The sequence below is a fragment of the Streptomyces sp. cf386 genome, assembly GCF_900103585.1.
Lineage (GTDB): Bacteria > Actinomycetota > Actinomycetes > Streptomycetales > Streptomycetaceae > Streptomyces.
The window spans coordinates 545400-566259 of record NZ_FNHV01000003.1 but is presented as its reverse complement, the minus strand read 5'-3'; the positions used below and the strand labels follow the sequence as shown (position 1 = coordinate 566259).

The following is a 20860-nucleotide window of genomic DNA, read 5'->3' as shown; positions in this document are numbered from 1 at the left end:
GCCTTTAACGACATGGGACTCGAAGAAAAGCTGCCGAGCGGATTCCTGCTGACCACCGTCGAGCAGGCCGCGGGCTGGGTGCGCAAGGCGTCTGTCTTCCCGGCCACCTTCGGCCTCGCCTGCTGCGCCATCGAGATGATGACCACCGGCGCCGGCCGCTACGACCTGGCGCGCTTCGGCATGGAGGTCTTCCGCGGATCCCCGCGCCAGGCCGACCTGATGATCGTCGCCGGCCGGGTCAGCCAGAAGATGGCGCCGGTGCTCCGGCAGGTCTACGACCAGATGCCGAACCCCAAGTGGGTGATCTCCATGGGGGTCTGCGCCTCCTCGGGCGGCATGTTCAACAACTACGCGATCGTGCAGGGCGTCGACCACATCGTTCCGGTCGACATCTATCTCCCCGGCTGCCCGCCACGGCCCGAGATGCTGCTGGACGCCATCCTCAAGCTTCACCAGAAGATCCAGACCTCCAAGCTCGGCGTGAACGCCGAGGAGGCGGCTCGCGAGGCGGAGGAAGCGGCGCTCAAGGCCCTGCCCACGATCGAGATGAAGGGGCTGCTGCGGTGAGTGACGCGAACGGCACCAACGGGGCGAACGGGTCGAACGGGGTCAACCCCGAGAAGGACCTGTCCTCCTCCAACCTCCCCGGCCAGCGCGGCCAGGGCGGCGAGGAGATCCGCGTCCAGCGCGGCATGTTCGGCGCCAACAACGGCGGCGACACCTCCGGTTACGGCGGCCTGGTCCGCTCGGTGCGGCTCCCGGGACCGGCGAGCCGCCCCTACGGCGGTTGGTTCGACGAGGTCGCCGACGAACTCGAGGGCGCGCTGGAGGAACAGGGCCTCCTGCCCGACAACGCCATCGAGAAGACGGTCGTCGACCGCGGCGAGGTCACCTTCCACGTCGAACGCGAGCACCTGGTCCGCGTCGCCCGCACCCTGCGCGACGACCCGGCCCTGCGCTTCGAACTGTGCACCGGCGTCAGCGGCGTCCACTACCCGAGCGACAAGGGGCGCGAGCTGCACGCCGTCTACCACCTGCGCTCGATCACCCACAACCGGCTGATCCGCCTCGAAGTCAGCGCCCCCGACAGCGACCCGCACATCCCGTCGCTCGTCTCCGTGTATCCGACGAACGACTGGCACGAGCGCGAGACGTACGACTTCTTCGGCATCGTCTTCGACGGTCACCCCGCGCTGACGCGGATCATGATGCCGGACGACTGGCAGGGCCACCCGCAGCGCAAGGACTACCCCCTCGGCGGCATCCCCGTCGAGTACAAGGGCGCCCAGATCCCGGCTCCGGACCAGCGGAGGTCGTACTCGTGAGCACGCAGTCAGCATCTGCCCGTGAGACCACCGAGGGCACCGTATACACGGTCACCGGTGGCGACTGGGACGAGGTCGTCCAGGCCGCGGCCCGCGCCGACGACGAGCGCATCGTCCTCAACATGGGTCCCCAGCACCCCTCCACCCACGGGGTGCTCCGCCTGATCCTGGAGATCGACGGCGAGACGGTCACCGAGGCCCGCTGCGGCATCGGCTATCTCCACACCGGCATCGAGAAGAACCTCGAGTACCGGACCTGGACGCAGGGCACCACGTTCGTGACGCGCATGGATTACCTGACGTCGTTCTTCAACGAGACCGCCTATTGTCTCGCCGTCGAGAAGCTCCTCGGTATCGAGGACGAGATCACCGAGCGCACCAAGATCATCCGGGTGCTCCTGATGGAGCTGAACCGGCTCTCCTCCCACCTGGTGTGCATCGCCACCGGCGGTATGGAACTCGGCGCCACCACGATCATGATCTACGGATTCCGTGATCGTGAAATGATTCTCGACATCTACGAGCTCATCACGGGCCTACGCATGAACCACGCGTACATCCGGCCCGGCGGACTCGCCCAGGACCTGCCGCCCGGCGCGGTGGACCAGATCCGCGAGTTCGTGAAGAAGATGAAGAAGAACCTCCCGGAGTACGACAAGCTCGCCACCGGGAACCCCATCTTCAAGGCCCGCATGCAGGACATCGGCTATCTCGACCTGGCCGGCTGCATGGCCCTCGGCGCGACCGGCCCGATCCTGCGTTCCACCGGTCTCCCGCACGACCTGCGCAAGTCGCAGCCGTACTGCGACTACGAGACCTACGACTTCGAGATCCCGACCGCCGACACCTGCGACTCCTACGGGCGCTTCCTGATCCGCCTGGAGGAGATGCGCCAGTCGCTCGGGATCGTCGAGCAGTGCCTGGACCGGCTCCAGCCCGGCCCGGTCATGGTCGCCGACAAGAAGATCGCCTGGCCCGCCCAGCTCGCCCTGGGACCGGACGGGCTCGGCAACTCCCTCGACCACATCAAGAAGATCATGGGAACCTCCATGGAGGCCCTGATCCACCACTTCAAGCTGGTCACCGAGGGCTTCCGCGTCCCGCCGGGACAGGCGTACGCGGCCGTCGAGTCGCCCAAGGGCGAACTCGGGGTGCACGCCGTGTCCGACGGCGGTACCCGTCCCTTCCGGGTCCACTTCCGGGACCCGTCCTTCACCAACCTGCAGGCCATGGCGGCGATGTGCGAGGGCGGCCAGGTCGCCGACGTCATCGTCGCCGTCGCGTCCATCGACCCCGTGATGGGAGGCGTCGACCGGTGACCACCTCTTCTTCTGAGCGGGGCGTCAGCCTGGGCATGCCCGAACTGCCCGCGCCCGGCTACCCGGACGACGTTCGAGAGCGGCTCGAGAGGGACGCGCGCGACGTCATCGCCCGCTACCCGGACTCCCGGTCCGCCCTCCTGCCGTTGCTGCACCTCGTGCAGTCGGAGGAGGGGCATGTCACGCGCACCGGGATGCGGTTCTGCGCGGACATGCTGCACCTGACCACGGCCGAGGTCACCGCGGTCGCCACCTTCTACACCATGTACCGGCGCAAGCCGAGCGGTGACTACCAGGTGGGTGTCTGCACCAACACCCTGTGCGCGGTGATGGGCGGTGACGCGATCTTCGAGGAGCTCCAGGACCACCTGGGCGTCGGCAACGGCGAGACCACCGACGACGGCAAGGTCACCCTGGAGCACATCGAGTGCAACGCGGCCTGCGACTTCGCGCCGGTCGTGATGGTCAACTGGGAGTTCTTCGACAACCAGACCCCCTCCAGCGCCAAGCGCCTAGTCGACGACCTGCGCGAGGGCAGGCCCGTCGAGCCGACGCGCGGGGCCCGGCTGTGCACCTTCAAGGAGACCGCGCGGATTCTGGCCGGCTTCCCCGACGAGCGGCCCGGGGCCGTCGAGGAGAGCGGCAGTGCGGGACCGGCGTCGCTGGTGGGCCTCCGCCTGGCCAGGGGAGAGACCGCACCCGCGCGCGTGGTCCATCCGCGGGAGGGCGGCCCCCACGAGGAGCCGCAGGACGGTGCGGTGCACGAGCCGTCACCGACCGAACACCTCAGTTCGCATGACGCGCCGCAGGACACATCGGCATCCGACCCCGCCCATCCGGCAGGGCCTACCGCCGAGGAGGGGGAGTGATGACCTTGGCACCCGAGCTGAAAGACACGAGCCCCGAGAAGCTGCTCGCACCCGTGCTGTCGGCCTTCTGGGACGAGGACAGGTCCTGGACGCTGGACGTCTACCGAAGGCACGAAGGATACGAGGGACTTCGCAAGGCGCTCGCCATGTCGCCGGACGACCTGATCGCGTACGTCAAGGACTCAGGTCTGCGCGGGCGCGGCGGCGCGGGATTCCCGACGGGAATGAAATGGCAGTTCATTCCCCAGGGTGATGGAAAACCGCACTATCTAGTTGTCAACGCCGACGAATCGGAGCCCGGAACCTGTAAGGACATTCCGCTCCTCTTCGCGAACCCGCATAGCCTCATCGAGGGCATTGTCATCGCGTGTTATGCCATCAGGTCTTCGCATGCCTTCATCTATCTGCGTGGTGAAGTCGTCCCTGTTCTGCGGCGGTTGCACGAGGCCGTGCGCGAGGCCTACGCGGCCGGCTACCTCGGCGAGAACATCCTGGGCAGTGGCCTCGACCTCGAACTCACCGTGCACGCGGGCGCGGGCGCGTACATCTGCGGTGAGGAGACCGCACTGCTCGACTCGCTCGAAGGCCGCCGTGGTCAACCGCGGCTTCGTCCCCCCTTCCCTGCGGTGGCAGGTCTCTATGCCTGCCCAACTGTTGTGAACAACGTCGAGTCGATCGCGTCGGTTCCCGCGATTCTGCATCGGGGCAAAGAGTGGTTCCGGTCGATGGGCAGCGAGAAGTCCCCGGGCTTCACGCTCTACTCGCTCAGCGGCCATGTCGCGAGCCCCGGCCAGTACGAGGCCCCGCTCGGCATCACCCTCCGCCAGCTCCTGGAGATGAGCGGCGGAATGCGACCCGGGCACCGGCTGAAGTTCTGGACGCCCGGCGGCTCCTCGACGCCGATGTTCACCGACGAGCATCTCGACGTCCCCCTTGACTACGAGGGAGTGGGCGCCGCCGGTTCCATGCTCGGCACCAAGGCTCTCCAGTGCTTCGACGAGACGACCTGCGTCGTACGCGCCGTCACCCGCTGGACCGAGTTCTACGCCCACGAGTCCTGCGGCAAGTGCACACCCTGCCGCGAAGGCACCTACTGGCTCGTGCAGTTGTTGCGCGACATCGAGGCCGGCAAGGGCGTGATGAGCGACCTCGACAAGCTGAACGACATCGCCGACAACATCAACGGCAAGTCCTTCTGCGCCCTCGGCGACGGTGCCGCCTCGCCGATCTTCTCCTCGCTGAAGTACTTCCGCGAGGAGTACGAGCAGCACATCACGGGCCGTGGCTGCCCCTTCGACCCGGCCAAGTCGACGGTCTGGGCCGACTCCCGCACGGAGGTGAACGCATGACCGTGACCACCAGCGCTCCCTCGGGAGGGGGAGAGGCGGCGGTCCCGCCGGAAGATCTCGTCTCGCTGACCATCGACGGCGTCGAGATCAGCGTGCCCAAGGGCACCCTGGTCATCCGGGCCGCTGAGGAACTCGGCATCGAGATCCCGCGCTTCTGCGACCACCCCCTCCTCGACCCGGCCGGCGCCTGCCGCCAGTGCATCGTCGAGGTCGAGGGCCAGCGCAAGCCGATGGCGTCCTGCACGATCACGTGCACGGACGGCATGGTCGTGAAGACGCACCTCACCTCGCCGGTCGCCGAGAAGGCCCAGCAGGGTGTGATGGAGCTTCTGCTCATCAACCACCCGCTGGACTGCCCGGTCTGCGACAAGGGCGGCGAGTGCCCGCTGCAGAACCAGGCCATGTCGCACGGGCACGCCGAGTCCCGCTTCGAGGGACGCAAGCGGACGTACGAGAAGCCCGTCCCGATCTCCACGCAGGTGCTGCTCGACCGCGAGCGGTGCGTGCTGTGCGCACGCTGTACCCGGTTCTCCAACCAGGTCGCGGGCGACCCGATGATCGAGCTGCTGGAACGGGGCGCGCTCCAGCAGGTAGGCACCGGTGAGGGCGACCCCTTCGAGTCGTACTTCTCCGGCAACACCATCCAGATCTGCCCGGTCGGCGCGCTCACCTCGGCGGCGTACCGGTTCCGCTCCCGCCCCTTCGACCTCGTCTCCTCGCCGTCCGTCTGCGAGCACTGCTCCGGCGGCTGCGCCACCCGCACCGACCACCGGCGCGGCAAGGTCATGCGACGCCTCGCGGCCAACGACCCCGAGGTCAACGAGGAGTGGATCTGCGACAAGGGCCGGTTCGGCTTCCGCTACGCCCAGCAGCGCGACCGGCTCCAGACGCCGCTCGTGCGCAACGCCGAGGGCGATCTCGAACCGGCCTCGTGGCCGGAGGCGTTGCAGATCGCGGCTCAGGGACTGCTCGCCTCACGTGGCCGGACCGGTGTCCTGACCGGTGGCCGGCTCACCGTCGAGGACGCCTACGCGTACAGCAAGTTCGCGCGCGTGGCGCTCGACACCAACGACATCGACTTCCGCGCGCGCGTGCACAGCGGCGAGGAGGCCGACTTCCTGGCGGCCCGGGTCGCGGGCCACGGCCGTGACCTCGACGGTACGGGCGTCTCGTACACCTCCCTGGAGAAGGCACCGGCCGTCCTGCTGGCCGGGTTCGAGGCCGAGGAGGAGGCGCCCGGCATCTTCCTGCGGCTGCGCAAGGCATGGCGCAAGCACGGACAGAAGGTCTTCTCGCTCGCCACACACGCCACGCGCGGCCTGGAGAAGGCCGGTGGCACGCTGCTGCCGGCCGCCCCGGGCACCGAGACCGAGTGGCTGGACGCGCTCGCGAGCGGCGTCGGCCTGGACGGATCCGGTGCGCAGGCGGCCGAGGCGCTGCGCACCGAGGGCGCGGTGATCGTCGTCGGTGAGCGGCTGGCCGCTGTGGCCGGCGGGCTCACCGCCGCCGTACGGGCCGCGACCGCGACCGGCGCCGAGCTGGTGTGGATCCCGCGCCGGGCGGGGGAGCGCGGTGCCGTCGAGGCCGGTGCGCTGCCGTCGCTGCTGCCGGGAGGGCGTCCGGCGACCGACCCGCGCGCGCGTGAGGAGGTCGCCGCCGTCTGGGGGCTGGCCGACGTCCCGCTCCGCTACGGACGTGACACCGGTCAGATCGTCGAGGCCGCCGTGACGGGCGAACTCCAGGCTCTGCTGGTCGCGGGCGTCGAGGTGGCCGACCTGCCCGATCCGGCACGCGCGCGGGAGGCGCTCGCCGAAGTCGGCTTCGTGGTGTCCCTGGAGCTGCGGCCCGGCGAGGTGACCGAACTCGCCGATGTCGTGCTTCCGGTCGCCGCCGTCGCCGAGAAGGCCGGCACCTTCCTCAACTGGGAGGGCCGGGTGCGGTTCTTCGAGGCGGCGCTCAAGCCCGACCAGATGAGCCGCCGCCTCGCCCCGACCGACGCGCGCGTGCTGCAGATGCTGGCCGACGCCATGGACGTACACCTCGGTCTGCCGGACCTGCGCACCACGCGCGCGGAGATCGACCGGCTCGGGCCCTGGGACGGACCGCGGGCCACCGACTCCCTGGAGACCGCCGAGCAACTGCCGCGACCGGCCGCCGGTGAGGCCGTCCTGGCGGGGCACCGGCTGCTGCTCGACCAGGGCCTTCTCCAGGAGGGCGACGAGGCACTCGCCGGTACGCGGCACGCCGCCCACGTGCGCGTGTCGGCCGCCACGGCCGCCGAGGCCGGCGTCAAGAGTGGCGACGTACTGGCCGTGACCGGCCCCGCCGGAGTCGTCGAACTCCCGCTGCAGATCACGGAGATGCCCGACCGGGTGGTGTGGGTCCCGCTCAACTCCACCGGTGGCGGCGTCGCCTCCGATACCGGGGCGCTGCCCGGCGCACTCGTCCGCATCGGCCCGGCGACCCTCGCGACCGAGGCCCCCGAGGAGGTGGAGGCATGAGCCCTTTCCTCGCCGCTGAAGACCTCTCGATGTTCGGCCGCGATCCCTGGTGGCTGGTCGTCATCAAGGCGGTGTTCTGCTTCGCCTTCCTGATGGTGACCGTGCTGTTCTCCATCGTCTGGGAGCGCAAGGTCGTCGCGTGGATGCAGTTGCGCATCGGCCCCAACCGGCACGGCCCCTGGGGCATGCTCCAGTCGCTCGCCGACGGCATCAAGCTGATGCTCAAGGAAGACGTCATCGTCAAACGCGCGGACAAGGTGGTCTACGTCCTCGCACCGATCGTCGCGGCCATCCCGGCCTTCATGGCGATCGCGGTGATTCCTTTCGGCCCGGCCGGCAACGAGATCTCGATCTTCGGCCAGCGCACCACGATGCAGCTCACCGACCTGCCGATCGCGATGCTCTACATCCTCGCCGTCGCCTCGGTCGGCATCTACGGCATCGTGCTGGCGGGTTGGAGTTCCGGATCCACCTATCCGCTGCTCGGCGGTCTGCGCTCCTGTGCGCAGATGATCTCGTACGAGATCGCCATGGGCGCCGCCTTCGCCTCGGTGTTCCTCTACTCCGGGTCGATGTCGACCTCGGCGATCGTCGAGGCGCAGCAGGACCGCTGGTACATCGTCCTGCTGCCGGTCTCCTTCCTGATCTACATCGTGACCATGGTCGGCGAGACCAACCGCGCCCCGTTCGACATGCCGGAGTCCGAGGGCGACCTGGTCGGCGGCTTCAACACCGAGTACTCGTCGATCAAGTTCGCGATGTTCATGCTCGCCGAGTACGTGAACATGGTGACGGTCTCGGCCGTGTCGGTGACGCTCTTCCTGGGCGGCTGGCGGGCGCCGTATCCGGTCAGTGCCTTCTGGGAGGGCGCGAACCACGGCTGGTGGCCGCTGCTCTGGTTCGTGATCAAGGTTCAGCTGCTGCTGTTCTTCTTCATCTGGCTGCGCGGCACGCTGCCTCGCGTCCGCTACGACCAGCTGATGAAGCTCGGGTGGAAGGTCCTCATCCCGGTCTCCGTCGTCTGGCTGATGCTCGTCGCGACCGTGCGCACTCTCCGGAACGAGAACTACGACTTCGCCGACATTGCCCTCTACGTCGGTGGTGGAGTCCTTACGCTCCTGCTCCTCTCCTTCGTCGTGGACATGTTCCGCGAGCGGACGAAGGCGGGCGGGCAACCGGTCGAGGAACCTGCCGCTTTCGACGCGATGGCGGGCGGATTCCCCGTACCGCCACTGCCCGGACAGGAGCCTCCGCCGGTGCCGCGGCGCCGCTCGCGCCAGGAGCGGGAGCTGATTGTCAGTGGTGGGCCCGATACTCAGAGTGACGGATCTCTGGATGGAAAGGAGGCGTCCGATGGCTGAGGAGCCCAAGGAGACCAAGCCCGGTTTCCAGAACCCCGTGGCCGGCTTCGGCGTGACCTTCAAGGCCATGTTCAAGAAGCGGCTGACCGAGCAGTACCCGGAGCAGCAGAAGACCACCGCTCCGCGCTTCCACGGACGGCACCAGCTCAACCGCCATCCGGACGGCCTGGAGAAGTGCGTCGGCTGCGAGCTGTGCGCCTGGGCCTGCCCCGCCGACGCCATCTATGTGGAGGGCGCCGACAACACCGACGAGGAGCGCTACTCGCCGGGCGAGCGGTACGGCCGCGTCTACCAGATCAACTACGCCCGCTGCATCCTGTGCGGTCTGTGCATCGAGGCGTGCCCCACGCGCGCGTTGACGATGACCAACGAGTTCGAACTCGCCGACTCCAGCCGCGCCAACCTCATCTACACCAAGGAGCAGCTGCTCGCCGGTCTCGAGGACGGCATGGTCGACAGCCCTCATGCCATCTACCCGGGAACGGACGAGCAGGACTACTACCGGGGTCTGGTGACGGAGGCCGCGCCCGGCACGGTCCAGCAGGTCGCCGTCTCCAAGGGTGAACTGCATCCATCGGCAAGCCCTTCGGGCGCGGCGGAAGAAGAGGAGGTGGAGGCATGAGCGCGCAGCTCGCCGCCTACTCCACCTCCACCGGAGAGGCCTTCCAGTTCTGGATCCTGGGCACCGTCGCCGTGATCGGCGCCCTGTGCACCGTCTTCATGAAGAAGGCCGTGCACAGCGCGCTCTGTCTCGCCGGGACCATGATCATTCTGGCGATCTTCTATCTCGCCAACGGCGCCTACTTCCTGGGCATCGTGCAGATCGTCGTCTACACCGGCGCGATCATGATGCTGTTCCTGTTCGTGGTGATGCTCGTCGGCGTCACGGCCGCGGACTCCCTGAAAGAGACCATCAAGGGCCAGCGCTGGCTGGCCCTTCTCTGTGGGCTCGGCTTCGGCATCCTGCTCGTCGGGGGCATCGGACACGCCTCCCTGACGGAGTTCAACGGCCTCGCCCAGGCGAACGCGAACGGCAATGTGGAGGGCCTCGCGGCCCTCATCTTCACCAAGTACGTCTTCGCCTTCGAGATCACCGGCGCCCTGCTGATCACGGCCGCCATCGGCGCCATGGTGCTCACGCACCGCGAGCGCACCGAGCGCGCCAAGACCCAGCGTGAGCTGTCCGAGGAGCGTGTGCGCGAGGGCAAGCACGTCCCGCCGCTGCCGGCACCCGGCGTGTACGCCCGGCACAACGCCGTCGACATCGCCGGCCTGCTGCCCGACGGCACCCCGTCCGACCTCACGGTCAGCAAGACGCTGCGCGAGCGTGGCCAGATCCGGGACGTGTCCACCGAGGCGCTCAACGACCTGCGGGCCCTGGAGCAGCGTGCGGAGGAACGGCTGGAGCGGACCGCGATCGAGCCGTCGACCTTCAAGCGGCCCGAGGAGGCGTCGAAGTGAACCCGGTCAACTACCTCTACCTCGCCGCCCTGTTGTTCACGATCGGCGCCACCGGCGTGCTGATCAGGCGCAACGCGATCGTCGTGTTCATGTGCATCGAGCTGATGCTCAACGCCTGCAACCTCACGCTCGTCGCCTTCTCCCGGATGCACGGCAATCTCGACGGCCAGATCATCGCCTTCTTCACGATGGTCGTCGCCGCCGCCGAGGTCGTCGTCGGGCTCGCGATCATCGTGTCACTGTTCCGTTCCCGCCACTCGGCCTCGGTCGACGACGCCAGCCTGATGAAGCTCTAAGGGGTCGGAAGAATCGTGGAGAACCTGATTGCGCTGCTGATCGCGGCGCCATTGCTCGGAGCGGCCCTCCTGCTGTGCGGCGGTCGGCGCCTGGACGCCGTCGGCCACTGGATCGGCACGCTCCTGTCGTTCGTCTCCTTCGCCTTCGGTGTGGTCCTCTTCGCCGACCTGCTCGGCAAGGACGCCGAACACCGGACCCTGACGAGCCACCTGTACAGCTGGATCCCGGTCGAGGGCTTCCAGGCGGACGTCGCCTTCCGCCTGGACCAGCTGTCGATCACGTTCGTGCTGCTGATCACCGGCGTCGGCTCGCTGATCCACCTGTACTCGGTCGGGTACATGGAGCACGACGAGCGGCGCCGCCGCTTCTTCGGCTATCTGAACCTGTTCCTCGCAGCGATGCTGCTGCTCGTCCTCGCCGACAACTACCTTCTGCTGTACGTCGGCTGGGAGGGCGTCGGTCTCGCGTCCTACCTCCTCATCGGCTTCTGGCAGCACAAGCCCAGCGCCGCCACCGCCGCGAAGAAGGCCTTCCTGGTCAACCGCGTCGGCGACATGGGCCTGTCGATCGCGATCATGCTGATGTTCCTGTGGTTCGGCACCTTCGCCTTCGGGCCGGTGCTCGGCACGGGCGAGGAGGCAGGACTCGTCGCCGACACGAGCGAGGGCAGGCTCACCGCCATCGGCCTGATGCTGCTGCTCGCCGCGTGCGGCAAGTCGGCCCAGGTGCCGCTGCAGTCCTGGCTCGGGGACGCGATGGAGGGCCCGACCCCGGTCTCGGCCCTCATCCACGCCGCGACGATGGTGACCGCGGGCGTCTACCTGATCGTCCGTTCCGGAGCGATCTTCAACGCGGCGCCCGACGCCCAGCTGGTCGTCACGATCGTCGGCGCTGTCACGCTCCTCTTCGGTGCGATCGTCGGTTGCGCGAAGGACGACATCAAGAAGGCGCTGGCCGGCTCGACCATGTCGCAGATCGGCTACATGGTCCTCGCGGCCGGCCTCGGCCCCATCGGCTACGTCTTCGCGATCATGCACCTGGTGACGCACGGCTTCTTCAAGGCCGGGCTGTTCCTCGGCGCCGGTTCGGTCATGCACGGCATGAACGACGAGGTCGACATGCGCAAGTACGGCGGCCTGCGCAAGTACATGCCGGTCACCTTCGTGACCTTCGGCCTCGGCTACCTCGCGATCATCGGCTTCCCGGGTCTGTCCGGCTTCTTCTCCAAGGACAAGATCATTGAGGCGGCGTTCGCCAAGGGCGGCACCGAAGGCTGGATCCTCGGCGGTTGCGCACTGCTGGGCGCGGCCATCACGGCCTACTACATGACGCGCGTGATGCTGATGACGTTCTTCGGCGAGAAGCGCTGGCAGCCCGACGAGAAGGGCAACGAGCCGCACCCGCACGAGTCGCCCAAGGTCATGACGATCCCCATGATCGTGCTGGCCATCGGGTCGGTGGCCGCCGGTGGCTTCTTCAGCATCGGCGAGCGCTTCGTGCACTGGCTGGAGCCCATCACCGGGTTCGAGCACGGGCACCCGCCGATCAGCGCGGGCGTGGTCACCGGCGCGACCGTCGCGTGCATGGTCATCGGCGTCGCCGTCGCCTACGGCCAGTACGGCCGCCGTCCGGTCCCGGTCGTCGCCCCACGCGGGTCGCTGCTCACCCGGGCCGCCCGGCGCGACCTGCTCCAGGACGACTTCAACCACGTCGTCCTCGTACGCGGCGGCGAGCACCTCACGCGCTCCTTGGTGTACGTCGACCACACCCTGGTCGACGGCGTCGTCAACGGCACGGCGGCCTCGATGGGCGGCCTGTCCGGACGGATGCGCAGGCTGCAGAACGGCTTCGCGCGGTCGTACGCGGTCTCGATGTTCGGCGGTGCGGTGGTCCTCATCGCCGCGACCCTGCTGATGAGGGCGGTCTGATACCGATGTCCTTTCCTCTGCTGACAGCCACGGCGGTGCTCCCGGCGATCGGGGCGATCGCCACGGCCGCCGTACCGGCCGCGCAGCGCACCGTCGCCAAATGGCTGGCGCTGTTCGTCTCGCTCGCCACGCTCGCCCTCGCGATCACGATCCTGGTCCGGTTCGACCCGGACGGCGACCGCTACCAGCTCACCGAATCCCGCGCCTGGATCGCGGACTTCGGGGTCCGGTACGAACTGGGCGTGGACGGCATCGCGGTGGCGCTGATCGCGCTGACGGCGCTGCTGATCCCCTTCATCATCCTCGCGGGCTGGCACGACGCCGACCCGCTGGAGACCGGCAGTTCCCGCTGGCGGCCCACGCAGGGCTTCTTCGCCCTGATCCTGGCCGTCGAGGCGATGGTGATCATCTCCTTCGAGGCCACCGACGTCTTCCTCTTCTACATCTTCTTCGAAGCCATGCTCATCCCGATGTACTTCCTCATCGGCGGCTTCGGGGACCGTGCCCACGAGCACGGCGAGAAGGCGGCGGCCACACAACGGTCGTACGCGGCCGTGAAGTTCCTGCTCTACAACTTGGTCGGCGGCCTGATCATGCTGGCCGCGGTGATCGGCCTGTATGTGGTCGCCGGGAACTTCAGCCTCCAGGAGATCGCCGAGGCCCGAGCCAATGGCACGCTCGACATGGCGACGAACACCGAACGCTGGCTGTTCCTCGGCTTCTTCTTCGCCTTCGCGGTGAAGGCCCCGCTGTGGCCGCTGCACACCTGGCTGCCCAACGCGATGGGGGAGGCCACCGCTCCGGTCGCCGTCCTCATCACCGCGGTCGTCGACAAGGTGGGCACCTTCGCGATGCTTCGCTTCTGCCTCCAGCTGTTCCCGGAGGCCAGCAAGTGGGCGACGCCCGCCATCCTCGTCCTGGCGCTGATCAGCATCATCTACGGGGCCCTGCTCGCGGTCGGGCAGCGGGACATCAAGCGGCTGGTGGCGTACGCGTCGATCTCGCACTTCGGCTTCATCATCATGGGCATCTTCGCGATGACCAGCCAGGGTCAGTCCGGCGCGACGCTGTACATGGTCAACCACGGGATCTCGACGGCCGCGTTGATGCTGGTGGCCGGCTTCCTGATCTCGCGGCGCGGCTCGCGGCTCATCGCCGACTACGGCGGAGTGCAGAAGGTCGCGCCCGTGCTCGCCGGCACCTTCCTGATCGGCAGTCTGGCGACCCTGTCGCTGCCGGGTCTCGCGCCCTTCGTGAGTGAGTTCCTGGTGCTGGTCGGCACGTTCACGCGCTATCCGGTGATCGGCATCATCGCCACCTTCGGCATCGTGCTCGCCGCGCTCTACACCCTCGTCCTCTACCAGCGGACGATGACGGGCCCGGTGAAGCCAGAGGTCTCGGCGATGCCCGACCTCAGGGTGCGCGAGCTCGTGGTCGTCGCCCCGCTGGTCGTACTGCTGATCTTCCTGGGCGTCTATCCGAAGCCGGTGACGGACATCGTGAATCCGGCGGTCCAGCAGACCATGTCCGACGTACAGAAGAAGGACCCCCAGCCCGAGGTGGAGGCGGCCAAGTGAGCGCATCAGCCGTCCACAGCCTGTGGACAACCGCGGCCGACCCGATCTCGAAGATCGACGCGCCGAGGATCGAGTACGGACAGCTGTCGCCCACGTTGATCATCGTCGGTGCGGCGATCGTCGGCGTGCTGATCGAGGCGGTCGTCCCGCGCAAGTCCCGTTACTACGCTCAGGTGTTCGTCTCAGTCGTGGCGCTTGTGGCAGCCTTCGCGGCGGTCGTCGCGCTGGCGGCCGGCGGGTACGCCACGACCAAGGCGGGCATCGCCGCGATGGGCGCGATCGCCGTCGACGGACCGGCCCTGTTCCTGCAGGGCACGATCCTGCTGTCGGGCCTGGTCGGCCTGTTCACCTTCGCCGAGCGGCGACTCGACCCGGCGGCGCACGGCAACCGGGTCGACTCCTTCGCGGCGCAGGCGGCGTCCGTGCCGGGCAGCGACAGCGAAAAGGCCGCCGTGAAGGCCGGGTTCACCACCACCGAGGTGTTCCCGCTGCTGATGTTCGCCGTCGCGGGCATGTTGATCTTCCCGGCGGCGAACGACCTGCTGACGCTGTTCATCGCCCTGGAAGTCTTCTCGCTCCCGCTGTACCTCATGTGTGCGCTGGCCCGCCGCAAGCGGCTCATGTCGCAGGAGGCCGCGGTCAAGTACTTCCTGCTGGGTGCCTTCGCGTCCGCGTTCACGCTGTTCGGCATCGCACTGCTCTACGGCTACGCGGGCTCCGTGTCGTACGCGACGATCGCGCAGGTCGTCGACGGCACGGTCCCGGACGTCAGCCCGGCGCTCGCGGACACCATGGGCAACGACGCGCTGCTGCTCGTCGGTGCCGCGATGATCGTCATGGGGCTGCTGTTCAAGGTGGGCGCGGTGCCGTTCCACATGTGGACGCCCGACGTCTACCAGGGTGCGCCGACGCCGGTGACCGGGTTCATGGCGGCGGCGACGAAGGTGGCCGCGTTCGGTGCGCTGCTCCGCATTCTGTACGTCGTCCTGCCCGGCCTGCGCTGGGACTGGCGGCCGGTCATGTGGGGCGTGGCGATCGTCACCATGCTGGGCGGTGCGATCGTCGCGATCACGCAGACCGACATCAAGCGGCTGCTGGCGTACTCGTCGATCGCGCACGCCGGATTCATCCTCGCGGGTGTCATCGCGGCCACGCCGTCCGGGGTGTCGTCCGTCCTCTTCTACCTGGGCGCGTACTCCTTTGTGACGATCGGCGCGTTCGCGGTGGTGACGCTGGTGCGTGACGCCGGCGGTGAGGCGACGCACCTGTCCAAGTGGGCCGGTCTCGGGCGCCGTTCGCCGCTCGTGGCGGCCGTGTTCGCGGTGTTCCTGCTGGCCTTCGCCGGCATCCCGCTGACCTCCGGCTTCGCCGGGAAGTTCGCCGTGTTCAAGGCGGCGGCGGAGGGCGGGGCGGGCCCGCTGGTCGTGGTCGGTGTGATCTCGTCCGCGATCGCGGCGTTCTTCTACATCCGCGTCATCGTGCTGATGTTCTTCAGCGAGCCGAACCCGGAGGGACCGACGGTCGCCGTTCCGTCGCCGCTGACGATGACCGCGATCGGAGTCGGCGTGGCGGTCACGCTGGTGCTGGGCGTGGCGCCCCAGTACTTCCTGGATCTGGCCGGCCAGGCGGCGGTGTTCGTGCGCTGACGAGGCGCCCGCGAGTGCGGTGGCGGCCCGGCTTCCCTCCGAGGGGTGCCGGGCCGCTGTGCTGCGGAGGGCGCGAGCCTGTGGATAACTCCGGGGGCTGTCGGTGCGGGCCCCTATCGTGGATGCAGTGGTCGAGGGACGACGTACGGGGGACATGGCGATGGGTGTGACGGGTGGGATCAGGGAGATGCCAAGGGTGACCGAGGCGGCAGAGGCGGCCGGGGCAGGCAGGGCGGGCGGGAGCGAGGCGCTGGCCGCGCTGCACCGGGTCTTCGGGTACGAGGCCTTCCGGGGCGAGCAGGAAGCCGTCATCGAGCATGTGGTGGACGGCGGGGATGCCGTCGTGCTCATGCCGACCGGCGGCGGGAAGTCGCTGTGCTACCAGATCCCGTCGCTGGTCAGACCGGGTACGGGCGTCGTCGTCTCGCCGCTCATCGCGCTGATGCAGGACCAGGTGGACGCGCTACGGGCGCTCGGCGTACGCGCCGGGTTCATCAACTCCACCCTGGACTTCGACGAGCGGCGGGTGGTGGAGGCGGAGTTTCTGGCGGGTGAGCTGGACCTGCTCTACCTCGCGCCGGAGCGGCTGCGGCTCGACTCGACGCTGGACCTGTTGTCGCGCGGCAAGATCGCCGTCTTCGCGATCGACGAGGCGCACTGTGTGTCCCAGTGGGGCCACGACTTCCGCCCCGACTATCTGGCGCTCTCGCTGCTCGGCGAGCGCTGGCCGGACGTCCCGCGGATCGCGCTCACGGCGACGGCCACGCATGCGACGCACCAGGAGATCACCGAGCGGCTGAGCATGCCGACGGCTCGACACTTCGTGGCGAGCTTCGACCGGCCCAACATTCAGTACCGGATCGTGCCCAAGGCGGACCCGAAGAAGCAGCTGCTGAGCTTCCTGCGCGAGGAGCACACGGGAGACGCGGGCATCGTCTACTGCCTGTCCCGCAAGTCCGTGGAGGCGACGGCCGAGTTCCTGAGCCGCAACGGCATCGAGGCGGTGCCGTACCACGCGGGCCTGGACGGGGGCACGCGTGCGGCGCACCAGTCCCGGTTCCTGCGGGAGGAGGGCCTGGTCGTGGTGGCGACCATCGCCTTCGGGATGGGCATCGACAAGCCGGACGTCCGCTTCGTCGCCCACCTCGACCTGCCCAAGTCGGTCGAGGGCTACTACCAGGAGACGGGCCGCGCCGGACGCGACGGACTCCCTTCCACGGCCTGGATGGCCTATGGCCTCAACGACGTCATACAGCAGCGCAAGCTGATCCAGTCGGGCGAGGGCGACGAGGCGTTCCGGCGCCGGGCCGCCGCGCACCTGGACGCGATGCTGGCGCTGTGCGAGACGGCTCAGTGCCGGCGCGGTCAGCTGCTCGCCTACTTCGGCCAGGACCCGGATCCGATGGGCTGCGGCAACTGCGACACCTGCCTCACCCCGCCGGAGACCTGGGACGGCACGATCGCGGCACAGAAGGTGCTGTCGACGGTGGTGCGGCTGCAGAGGGAGCGAGGACAGAAGTTCGGCGCCGTGCAGATCGTCGACATCCTGCTGGGCAAGCGCACGGGCAAGGTGATTCAGTTCGACCACGACCAGCTGTCGGTGTTCGGCATCGGCGAGGAGCTGAGCGAGGGCGAATGGCGCGGTGTCGTCCGGCAGTTGCTGGCGCAGGGGCTGCTCGCGGTCGAGGGCGAGTACGGCACGCTCGTGCTGACGGAGGCCAGTGGGACCGTGCTGCGGCGGGAGCGGGAGGTGCCGCTGCGGAAGGAACCGAAGAAGCCGGCGGCCTCACGGTCGGCGTCGGGGTCGGGTTCCGCGGGCTCCGGGCGGGGAGAACGCAAGGCGAAGGCCGCGGTGGCCGAGCTGTCGGAGGAGCTGGCGCCGGCCTTCGAGGCGCTGCGCGCCTGGCGTGCCGAGCAGGCTCGGGAGCAGGGCGTTCCGGCGTATGTGATCTTCCATGACGCGACGTTGCGGGAGATCGTCACGGTGTGGCCGGCGTCCGTGCGGGAGCTCGGGAGCGTCAGCGGAGTGGGGGAGAAGAAGCTGGCCACGTATGGGGACGGGGTGCTTGAGGTGCTGCGCTCGGTCCGTGGGGAGCCCGGCGCGGGATCGGCGGCCGAGTCGGATCCGGCTGCGGACCCCGGGGCGGACGACTGGCCCGAGATGGATGCGGAGCCGGAGGACTGGGAGTAGAGGGCCGGGGACTGGGCCCGGAGGTTGGGAGCGGGGACGACTGACATGTGCCCGGTGCTGACGTGGGCCGGGGTGGGGCGCGCAGCCCGGTGCTGACAGGGCGCTGCTTGATGGGTGGCTCCGTTTCGGCGGGCCGCTCATGGCGCTTGGCGCTGCTCCCAGCGTGCCCGCATACGCCGCGACGTCTGCCGCTGGTTCCGGGGTATCGGTGGCCCCGGTGCGGCCGGACTGCTCAGGTGGCTGTCACAGCGTGCCCGTCTGTACCGCTACGGCTGCCCGCTGGCCCCCGGGTATCGGTGGCCCGGTGCGGCCGGACTGCTCAGGTGGCTGTCCCAGCGTGCCCGTCTACACCGCGGCCTCTGCCGCTGACTCCGCGGTATCGGGGGCCCAGCCCGGCCTGACTGCTCACGTAGCCGACCCCAGCATGACCGCCTGTGCCGATCCCCGCCCCGGATTTCGGGCGTCAGCCCAGTGCCGTGAGTCCCGGTGCGAACGTGATCAGGAGGGGGAGCAGTGGCACCAGTGCTGCCAGGGCCGTGGTGAGGGCTCGGTGGCGGCGGCCCAGGCGGGGTGGGGGCTGGAGGAGGCGGTTGACGCGTTCGCCCAGGAGGCGGTTGGTGGAGGAGCAGGAGAGAACGCCCCGGTGCTGGTTGAGCTCGATCAGGGCCAGGGCCGTCGTGAGGTGACCGCAGCGACGGGACGCGGTGTCGTCGGCGGCGAGTTCGACCAGGCGGTGGGTCTGGTCGCAGAAATGGGCGAACAACGGGATGCGGGGGAAGCCGGTGGCAAGCGCGGTGGAGAGGTGCAGCAGCCAATCGTGGCGGGCTTGGGCGTGGCCACGCTCATGGGTGAGGACGGCGTCGAGCTGGTGGTCGGTCAGGCGGTGCAGGGCGCCCGTGGTGACGATCAGCTGGGGCGGGCTGCCGGGCATCCACCAGGCGTCCGGGTACTCGTCCTCCAGCACCAGGAGCGGGCCGCGGGCCGAACCCAGGCCGGCCGGCAGGTCGGGGGCGCGTTCCCGCAGGTGGGCCCTGGCCTGGCCGCGTCGCCGGCGCGCCTCGACGAGCTCCCGGGCCAGCATCGCGGTCGTCCATGCCGCACCGGAGGCGAGCAGCACGCTGAGCGCGGCGGCCCAGGCCGGCGCGGCCGAGAGGTCGTACGCCTCCGTCACCGACGGCGGCGCGGGAGCGAAGAGCTGGGCGCGCACCGTGCCGAAGACGGCCGCAGTGCCCAGGGCCAGGGCCGTCAGGCAACACAGTAGGACGGCGGCGACCAGGCACTGCCATACCCAGAGCGCGACCACGGGTTCTCGTTCGGGCCAGGTCGCCCGGGTCAGCGCTCGCGGTACGGGTACGGCGGCCGTCAGGGCGACGACGCTCAACAGGAGCAGGCAGACGGTCATGCCAAGGGCTCCGGATCCTGGTCAGGGAAGGTGCGGGGGCGGCTGTGCGGGGCGGTGGGCCACGAAAACAGGCTGCGGCTCGCTGCCCACCGCCAGCCAGTATGACGGTGACCAACGCAGGAGTCAGGGGGAAAGACTCACCGAATGCCCGCCGCCGGGCCGGTCACCGACCCGCGCAGCCTCCGTGCCCCGGCCGCGAACCGCCGGACGGGAGCCATTGGTTGGACCGCGGACGCCGCCGGCCGGACCGAACTCCCGGCGTCACCCTGCCGCGACCCGCCCCGTGACCTCACCCAGCCCCACTCGAACCCCACCCTGCCCCGGAGCCCAGGCGGACAGTGTCACCACGTCGCCGTCCTCCAGGAACGTCCGCTTGCCGTCGGGGAGTTCAAGAGCGTCCCGGCCGTTCCAGGTCAGCTCCAGCAGTGATCCGCGCTCGGCTTCCGTCGGGCCGCTCACCGTGCCGGAGCCGTACAGGTCGCCGGTGCGCAACGAGGCGCCGTTCACGGTCATGTGCGCGAGTTGCTGGGCGGCCGTCCAGTACATGGTGGAGAAGGGAGGCTCGGAGACGACGTGGCCGTTGATGGCCACGGAGATACGCAGGTCGTAGCCGCCGGGTTCCGCTGAGGGGTCGGAGTCGTCCAGGTACGGCAGCAGGGGGTGCGTCCGCTCAGGGGGTGCCACCCGGGCCTCCTCCAGCGCGTCCAGCGGGGTGATCCACGCCGACACCGAGGTGGCGAAGGACTTGCCGAGGAACGGGCCGAGGGGGACGTACTCCCAGGCCTGGAGGTCGCGTGCCGACCAGTCGTTGAGCAGGCACAGGCCGAAGACGTGTTCGCGGAAGTCGCCCAGTGCCACCGGTTGGCCCATCTCCGACGGGACGCCGACCACGAAGCCGACCTCGGCCTCGATGTCGAGGCGGACCGACGGGCCGAAGAGCGGTGCCGGGTCGGTGGGGGCCTTGCGCTGGCCGGAGGGCCGCACGACATCCGTGTCGGAGACCACGACTGTGCCGGAGCGGCCGTGGTAACCGATCGGCAGGTGCTTCCAGTTGGGGGTCAGGGAGTCCGCGGCGTCGGGGCGGAAGATCTGGCCGACGTTCCGGGCGTGGTTCTCGGAGGCGTAGAAGTCGACGTAGTCAGCGACCTCGAAGGGGAGGTGCAGGGTCACCGACGACAGCGGATGGAGGAGGTCCGCGATGGCCTCCTGGTGCGCCGGCACCGTCACCCATGCCGTCAGGGCGCGCCGCACGTCCGACCAGGTGGTGCGGCCGGCGGCGAGCAGCGGGTTCAGGGTGTCCTGCGCGAGCAGCGGGGCGTACGGCGAGCCCAGCACGTAGGCCGCCTTGCCCGCGTCGAGGACGTGGTCGCCGAGCCGGACGCCGACCCTGCGCGCGGAGTCCGAGCCGGGGAGGGAGAAGACGCCGTACGGAAGGTTGTGCGTGCCGAAGGGGTCGCCCTCGGGGAGATCGAAGGGGGGCATGGGGTGCTGCCTCACTCTCATCCGCTCCGTATGCCATTGCCATGTGTTCGGGCCACACGTTACGTGTGAGTCGCCTGTCTTGGGCAGTGCGGAGTTCTGCGTCGCCGAGCCGGCGAATCACCAGGTCGCCGCACTGCGGTCACATCTGGCTT

16 protein-coding genes are annotated in these 20860 nt (G+C 69.1%); 14 read left to right on the top strand and 2 right to left on the bottom strand.

Features of this window, described 5'->3' with window-relative positions:
* Positions 1 to 12: 12 nt before the first annotated feature.
* From BLU79_RS10480 to recQ, 14 genes are all read left to right on the top strand, one after another.
* Complete coding sequence (locus BLU79_RS10480; protein WP_056552623.1) at positions 13 to 567, top strand: NuoB/complex I 20 kDa subunit family protein; 555 nt, start codon at positions 13 to 15, stop codon at positions 565 to 567.
* Positions 564 to 1325 carry an NADH-quinone oxidoreductase subunit C gene (locus tag BLU79_RS10475; RefSeq protein ID WP_093905360.1) on the top strand — a complete coding sequence of 254 codons (762 nt, stop codon included), beginning with the start codon at positions 564 to 566 and terminating at the stop codon, positions 1323 to 1325. Before BLU79_RS10480 ends, BLU79_RS10475 begins: the two co-directional genes overlap by 4 nt.
* Positions 1322 to 2644: an NADH-quinone oxidoreductase subunit D gene (locus BLU79_RS10470; protein ID WP_093905359.1), complete on the top strand. Its 1323-nt coding sequence runs from the start codon at positions 1322 to 1324 to the stop codon at positions 2642 to 2644. Before BLU79_RS10475 ends, BLU79_RS10470 begins: the two co-directional genes overlap by 4 nt.
* The gene (nuoE, locus tag BLU79_RS10465) at positions 2641 to 3513 is read left to right on the top strand and encodes an NADH-quinone oxidoreductase subunit NuoE (RefSeq protein ID WP_093905358.1); all 873 of its coding nucleotides are present in this window, start codon (positions 2641 to 2643) and stop codon (positions 3511 to 3513) included. Before BLU79_RS10470 ends, nuoE begins: the two co-directional genes overlap by 4 nt.
* Positions 3513 to 4862: an NADH-quinone oxidoreductase subunit NuoF gene (gene nuoF / locus BLU79_RS10460; protein ID WP_093905357.1), complete on the top strand. Its 1350-nt coding sequence runs from the start codon at positions 3513 to 3515 to the stop codon at positions 4860 to 4862. Before nuoE ends, nuoF begins: the two co-directional genes overlap by 1 nt.
* Positions 4859 to 7363, top strand: a complete 2505-nt coding sequence (locus BLU79_RS10455) for an NADH-quinone oxidoreductase subunit G (RefSeq protein ID WP_093905356.1) — start codon at positions 4859 to 4861, stop codon at positions 7361 to 7363. Before nuoF ends, BLU79_RS10455 begins: the two co-directional genes overlap by 4 nt.
* Positions 7360 to 8724 carry an NADH-quinone oxidoreductase subunit NuoH gene (gene nuoH / locus BLU79_RS10450; RefSeq protein ID WP_093905355.1) on the top strand — a complete coding sequence of 455 codons (1365 nt, stop codon included), beginning with the start codon at positions 7360 to 7362 and terminating at the stop codon, positions 8722 to 8724. Before BLU79_RS10455 ends, nuoH begins: the two co-directional genes overlap by 4 nt.
* Positions 8717 to 9346, top strand: a complete 630-nt coding sequence (nuoI, locus tag BLU79_RS10445) for an NADH-quinone oxidoreductase subunit NuoI (protein ID WP_093905354.1) — start codon at positions 8717 to 8719, stop codon at positions 9344 to 9346. Before nuoH ends, nuoI begins: the two co-directional genes overlap by 8 nt.
* The gene (locus BLU79_RS10440; RefSeq protein ID WP_093905353.1) at positions 9343 to 10185 is read left to right on the top strand and encodes an NADH-quinone oxidoreductase subunit J; all 843 of its coding nucleotides are present in this window, start codon (positions 9343 to 9345) and stop codon (positions 10183 to 10185) included. Before nuoI ends, BLU79_RS10440 begins: the two co-directional genes overlap by 4 nt.
* Positions 10182 to 10481, top strand: coding sequence for an NADH-quinone oxidoreductase subunit NuoK (nuoK, locus tag BLU79_RS10435; protein ID WP_003998919.1), 300 nt, complete (start codon positions 10182 to 10184; stop codon positions 10479 to 10481). Before BLU79_RS10440 ends, nuoK begins: the two co-directional genes overlap by 4 nt.
* 15 nt (positions 10482 to 10496) lie before the next feature.
* Positions 10497 to 12410 (top strand): NADH-quinone oxidoreductase subunit L, encoded by a 1914-nt coding sequence (gene nuoL / locus BLU79_RS10430; RefSeq protein WP_093905352.1) that lies wholly within the window; start codon positions 10497 to 10499, stop codon positions 12408 to 12410.
* A 5-nt stretch (positions 12411 to 12415) separates the two neighbouring features.
* On the top strand, positions 12416 to 13987 hold the full coding sequence (locus BLU79_RS10425) for an NADH-quinone oxidoreductase subunit M (RefSeq protein ID WP_093905351.1): 1572 nt from the start codon (positions 12416 to 12418) through the stop codon (positions 13985 to 13987).
* On the top strand, positions 13984 to 15633 hold the full coding sequence (nuoN, locus tag BLU79_RS10420) for an NADH-quinone oxidoreductase subunit NuoN (protein WP_093905350.1): 1650 nt from the start codon (positions 13984 to 13986) through the stop codon (positions 15631 to 15633). The genes BLU79_RS10425 and nuoN overlap by 4 nt, the downstream gene beginning before the upstream one ends.
* A gap of 160 nt (positions 15634 to 15793) precedes the next feature.
* Entirely contained in the window at positions 15794 to 17824 is a 2031-nt protein-coding gene (gene recQ / locus BLU79_RS10415) for a DNA helicase RecQ (RefSeq protein WP_093905524.1), read from the top strand.
* Between the two features lie 463 nt (positions 17825 to 18287).
* Here the strand turns inward: recQ and BLU79_RS10410 are convergent, their stop codons facing one another.
* The gene (locus BLU79_RS10410; protein WP_093905349.1) at positions 18288 to 19226 is read right to left on the bottom strand and encodes a M56 family metallopeptidase; all 939 of its coding nucleotides are present in this window, start codon (positions 19224 to 19226) and stop codon (positions 18288 to 18290) included.
* A 261-nt stretch (positions 19227 to 19487) separates the two neighbouring features.
* The gene (fahA, locus tag BLU79_RS10405) at positions 19488 to 20708 is read right to left on the bottom strand and encodes a fumarylacetoacetase (protein WP_093905348.1); all 1221 of its coding nucleotides are present in this window, start codon (positions 20706 to 20708) and stop codon (positions 19488 to 19490) included.
* Positions 20709 to 20860 lie beyond the last annotated feature (152 nt).

Coding starts and splice junctions, on each gene's coding strand:
- BLU79_RS10480 (WP_056552623.1), top strand. CDS start 13: ATGGGACTCGAAGAAAAGCTGCCGAGCGGATTCCTGCTGACCACCGTC.
- nuoF (WP_093905357.1), top strand. CDS start 3,513: ATGACCTTGGCACCCGAGCTGAAAGACACGAGCCCCGAGAAGCTGCTC.
- BLU79_RS10455 (WP_093905356.1), top strand. CDS start 4,859: ATGACCGTGACCACCAGCGCTCCCTCGGGAGGGGGAGAGGCGGCGGTC.
- nuoH (WP_093905355.1), top strand. CDS start 7,360: ATGAGCCCTTTCCTCGCCGCTGAAGACCTCTCGATGTTCGGCCGCGAT.
- nuoI (WP_093905354.1), top strand. CDS start 8,717: ATGGCTGAGGAGCCCAAGGAGACCAAGCCCGGTTTCCAGAACCCCGTG.
- BLU79_RS10440 (WP_093905353.1), top strand. CDS start 9,343: ATGAGCGCGCAGCTCGCCGCCTACTCCACCTCCACCGGAGAGGCCTTC.
- BLU79_RS10425 (WP_093905351.1), top strand. CDS start 12,416: ATGTCCTTTCCTCTGCTGACAGCCACGGCGGTGCTCCCGGCGATCGGG.
- recQ (WP_093905524.1), top strand. CDS start 15,794: ATGGGTGTGACGGGTGGGATCAGGGAGATGCCAAGGGTGACCGAGGCG.
- BLU79_RS10410 (WP_093905349.1), bottom strand. CDS start 19,226: ATGACCGTCTGCCTGCTCCTGTTGAGCGTCGTCGCCCTGACGGCCGCC.
- fahA (WP_093905348.1), bottom strand. CDS start 20,708: ATGCCCCCCTTCGATCTCCCCGAGGGCGACCCCTTCGGCACGCACAAC.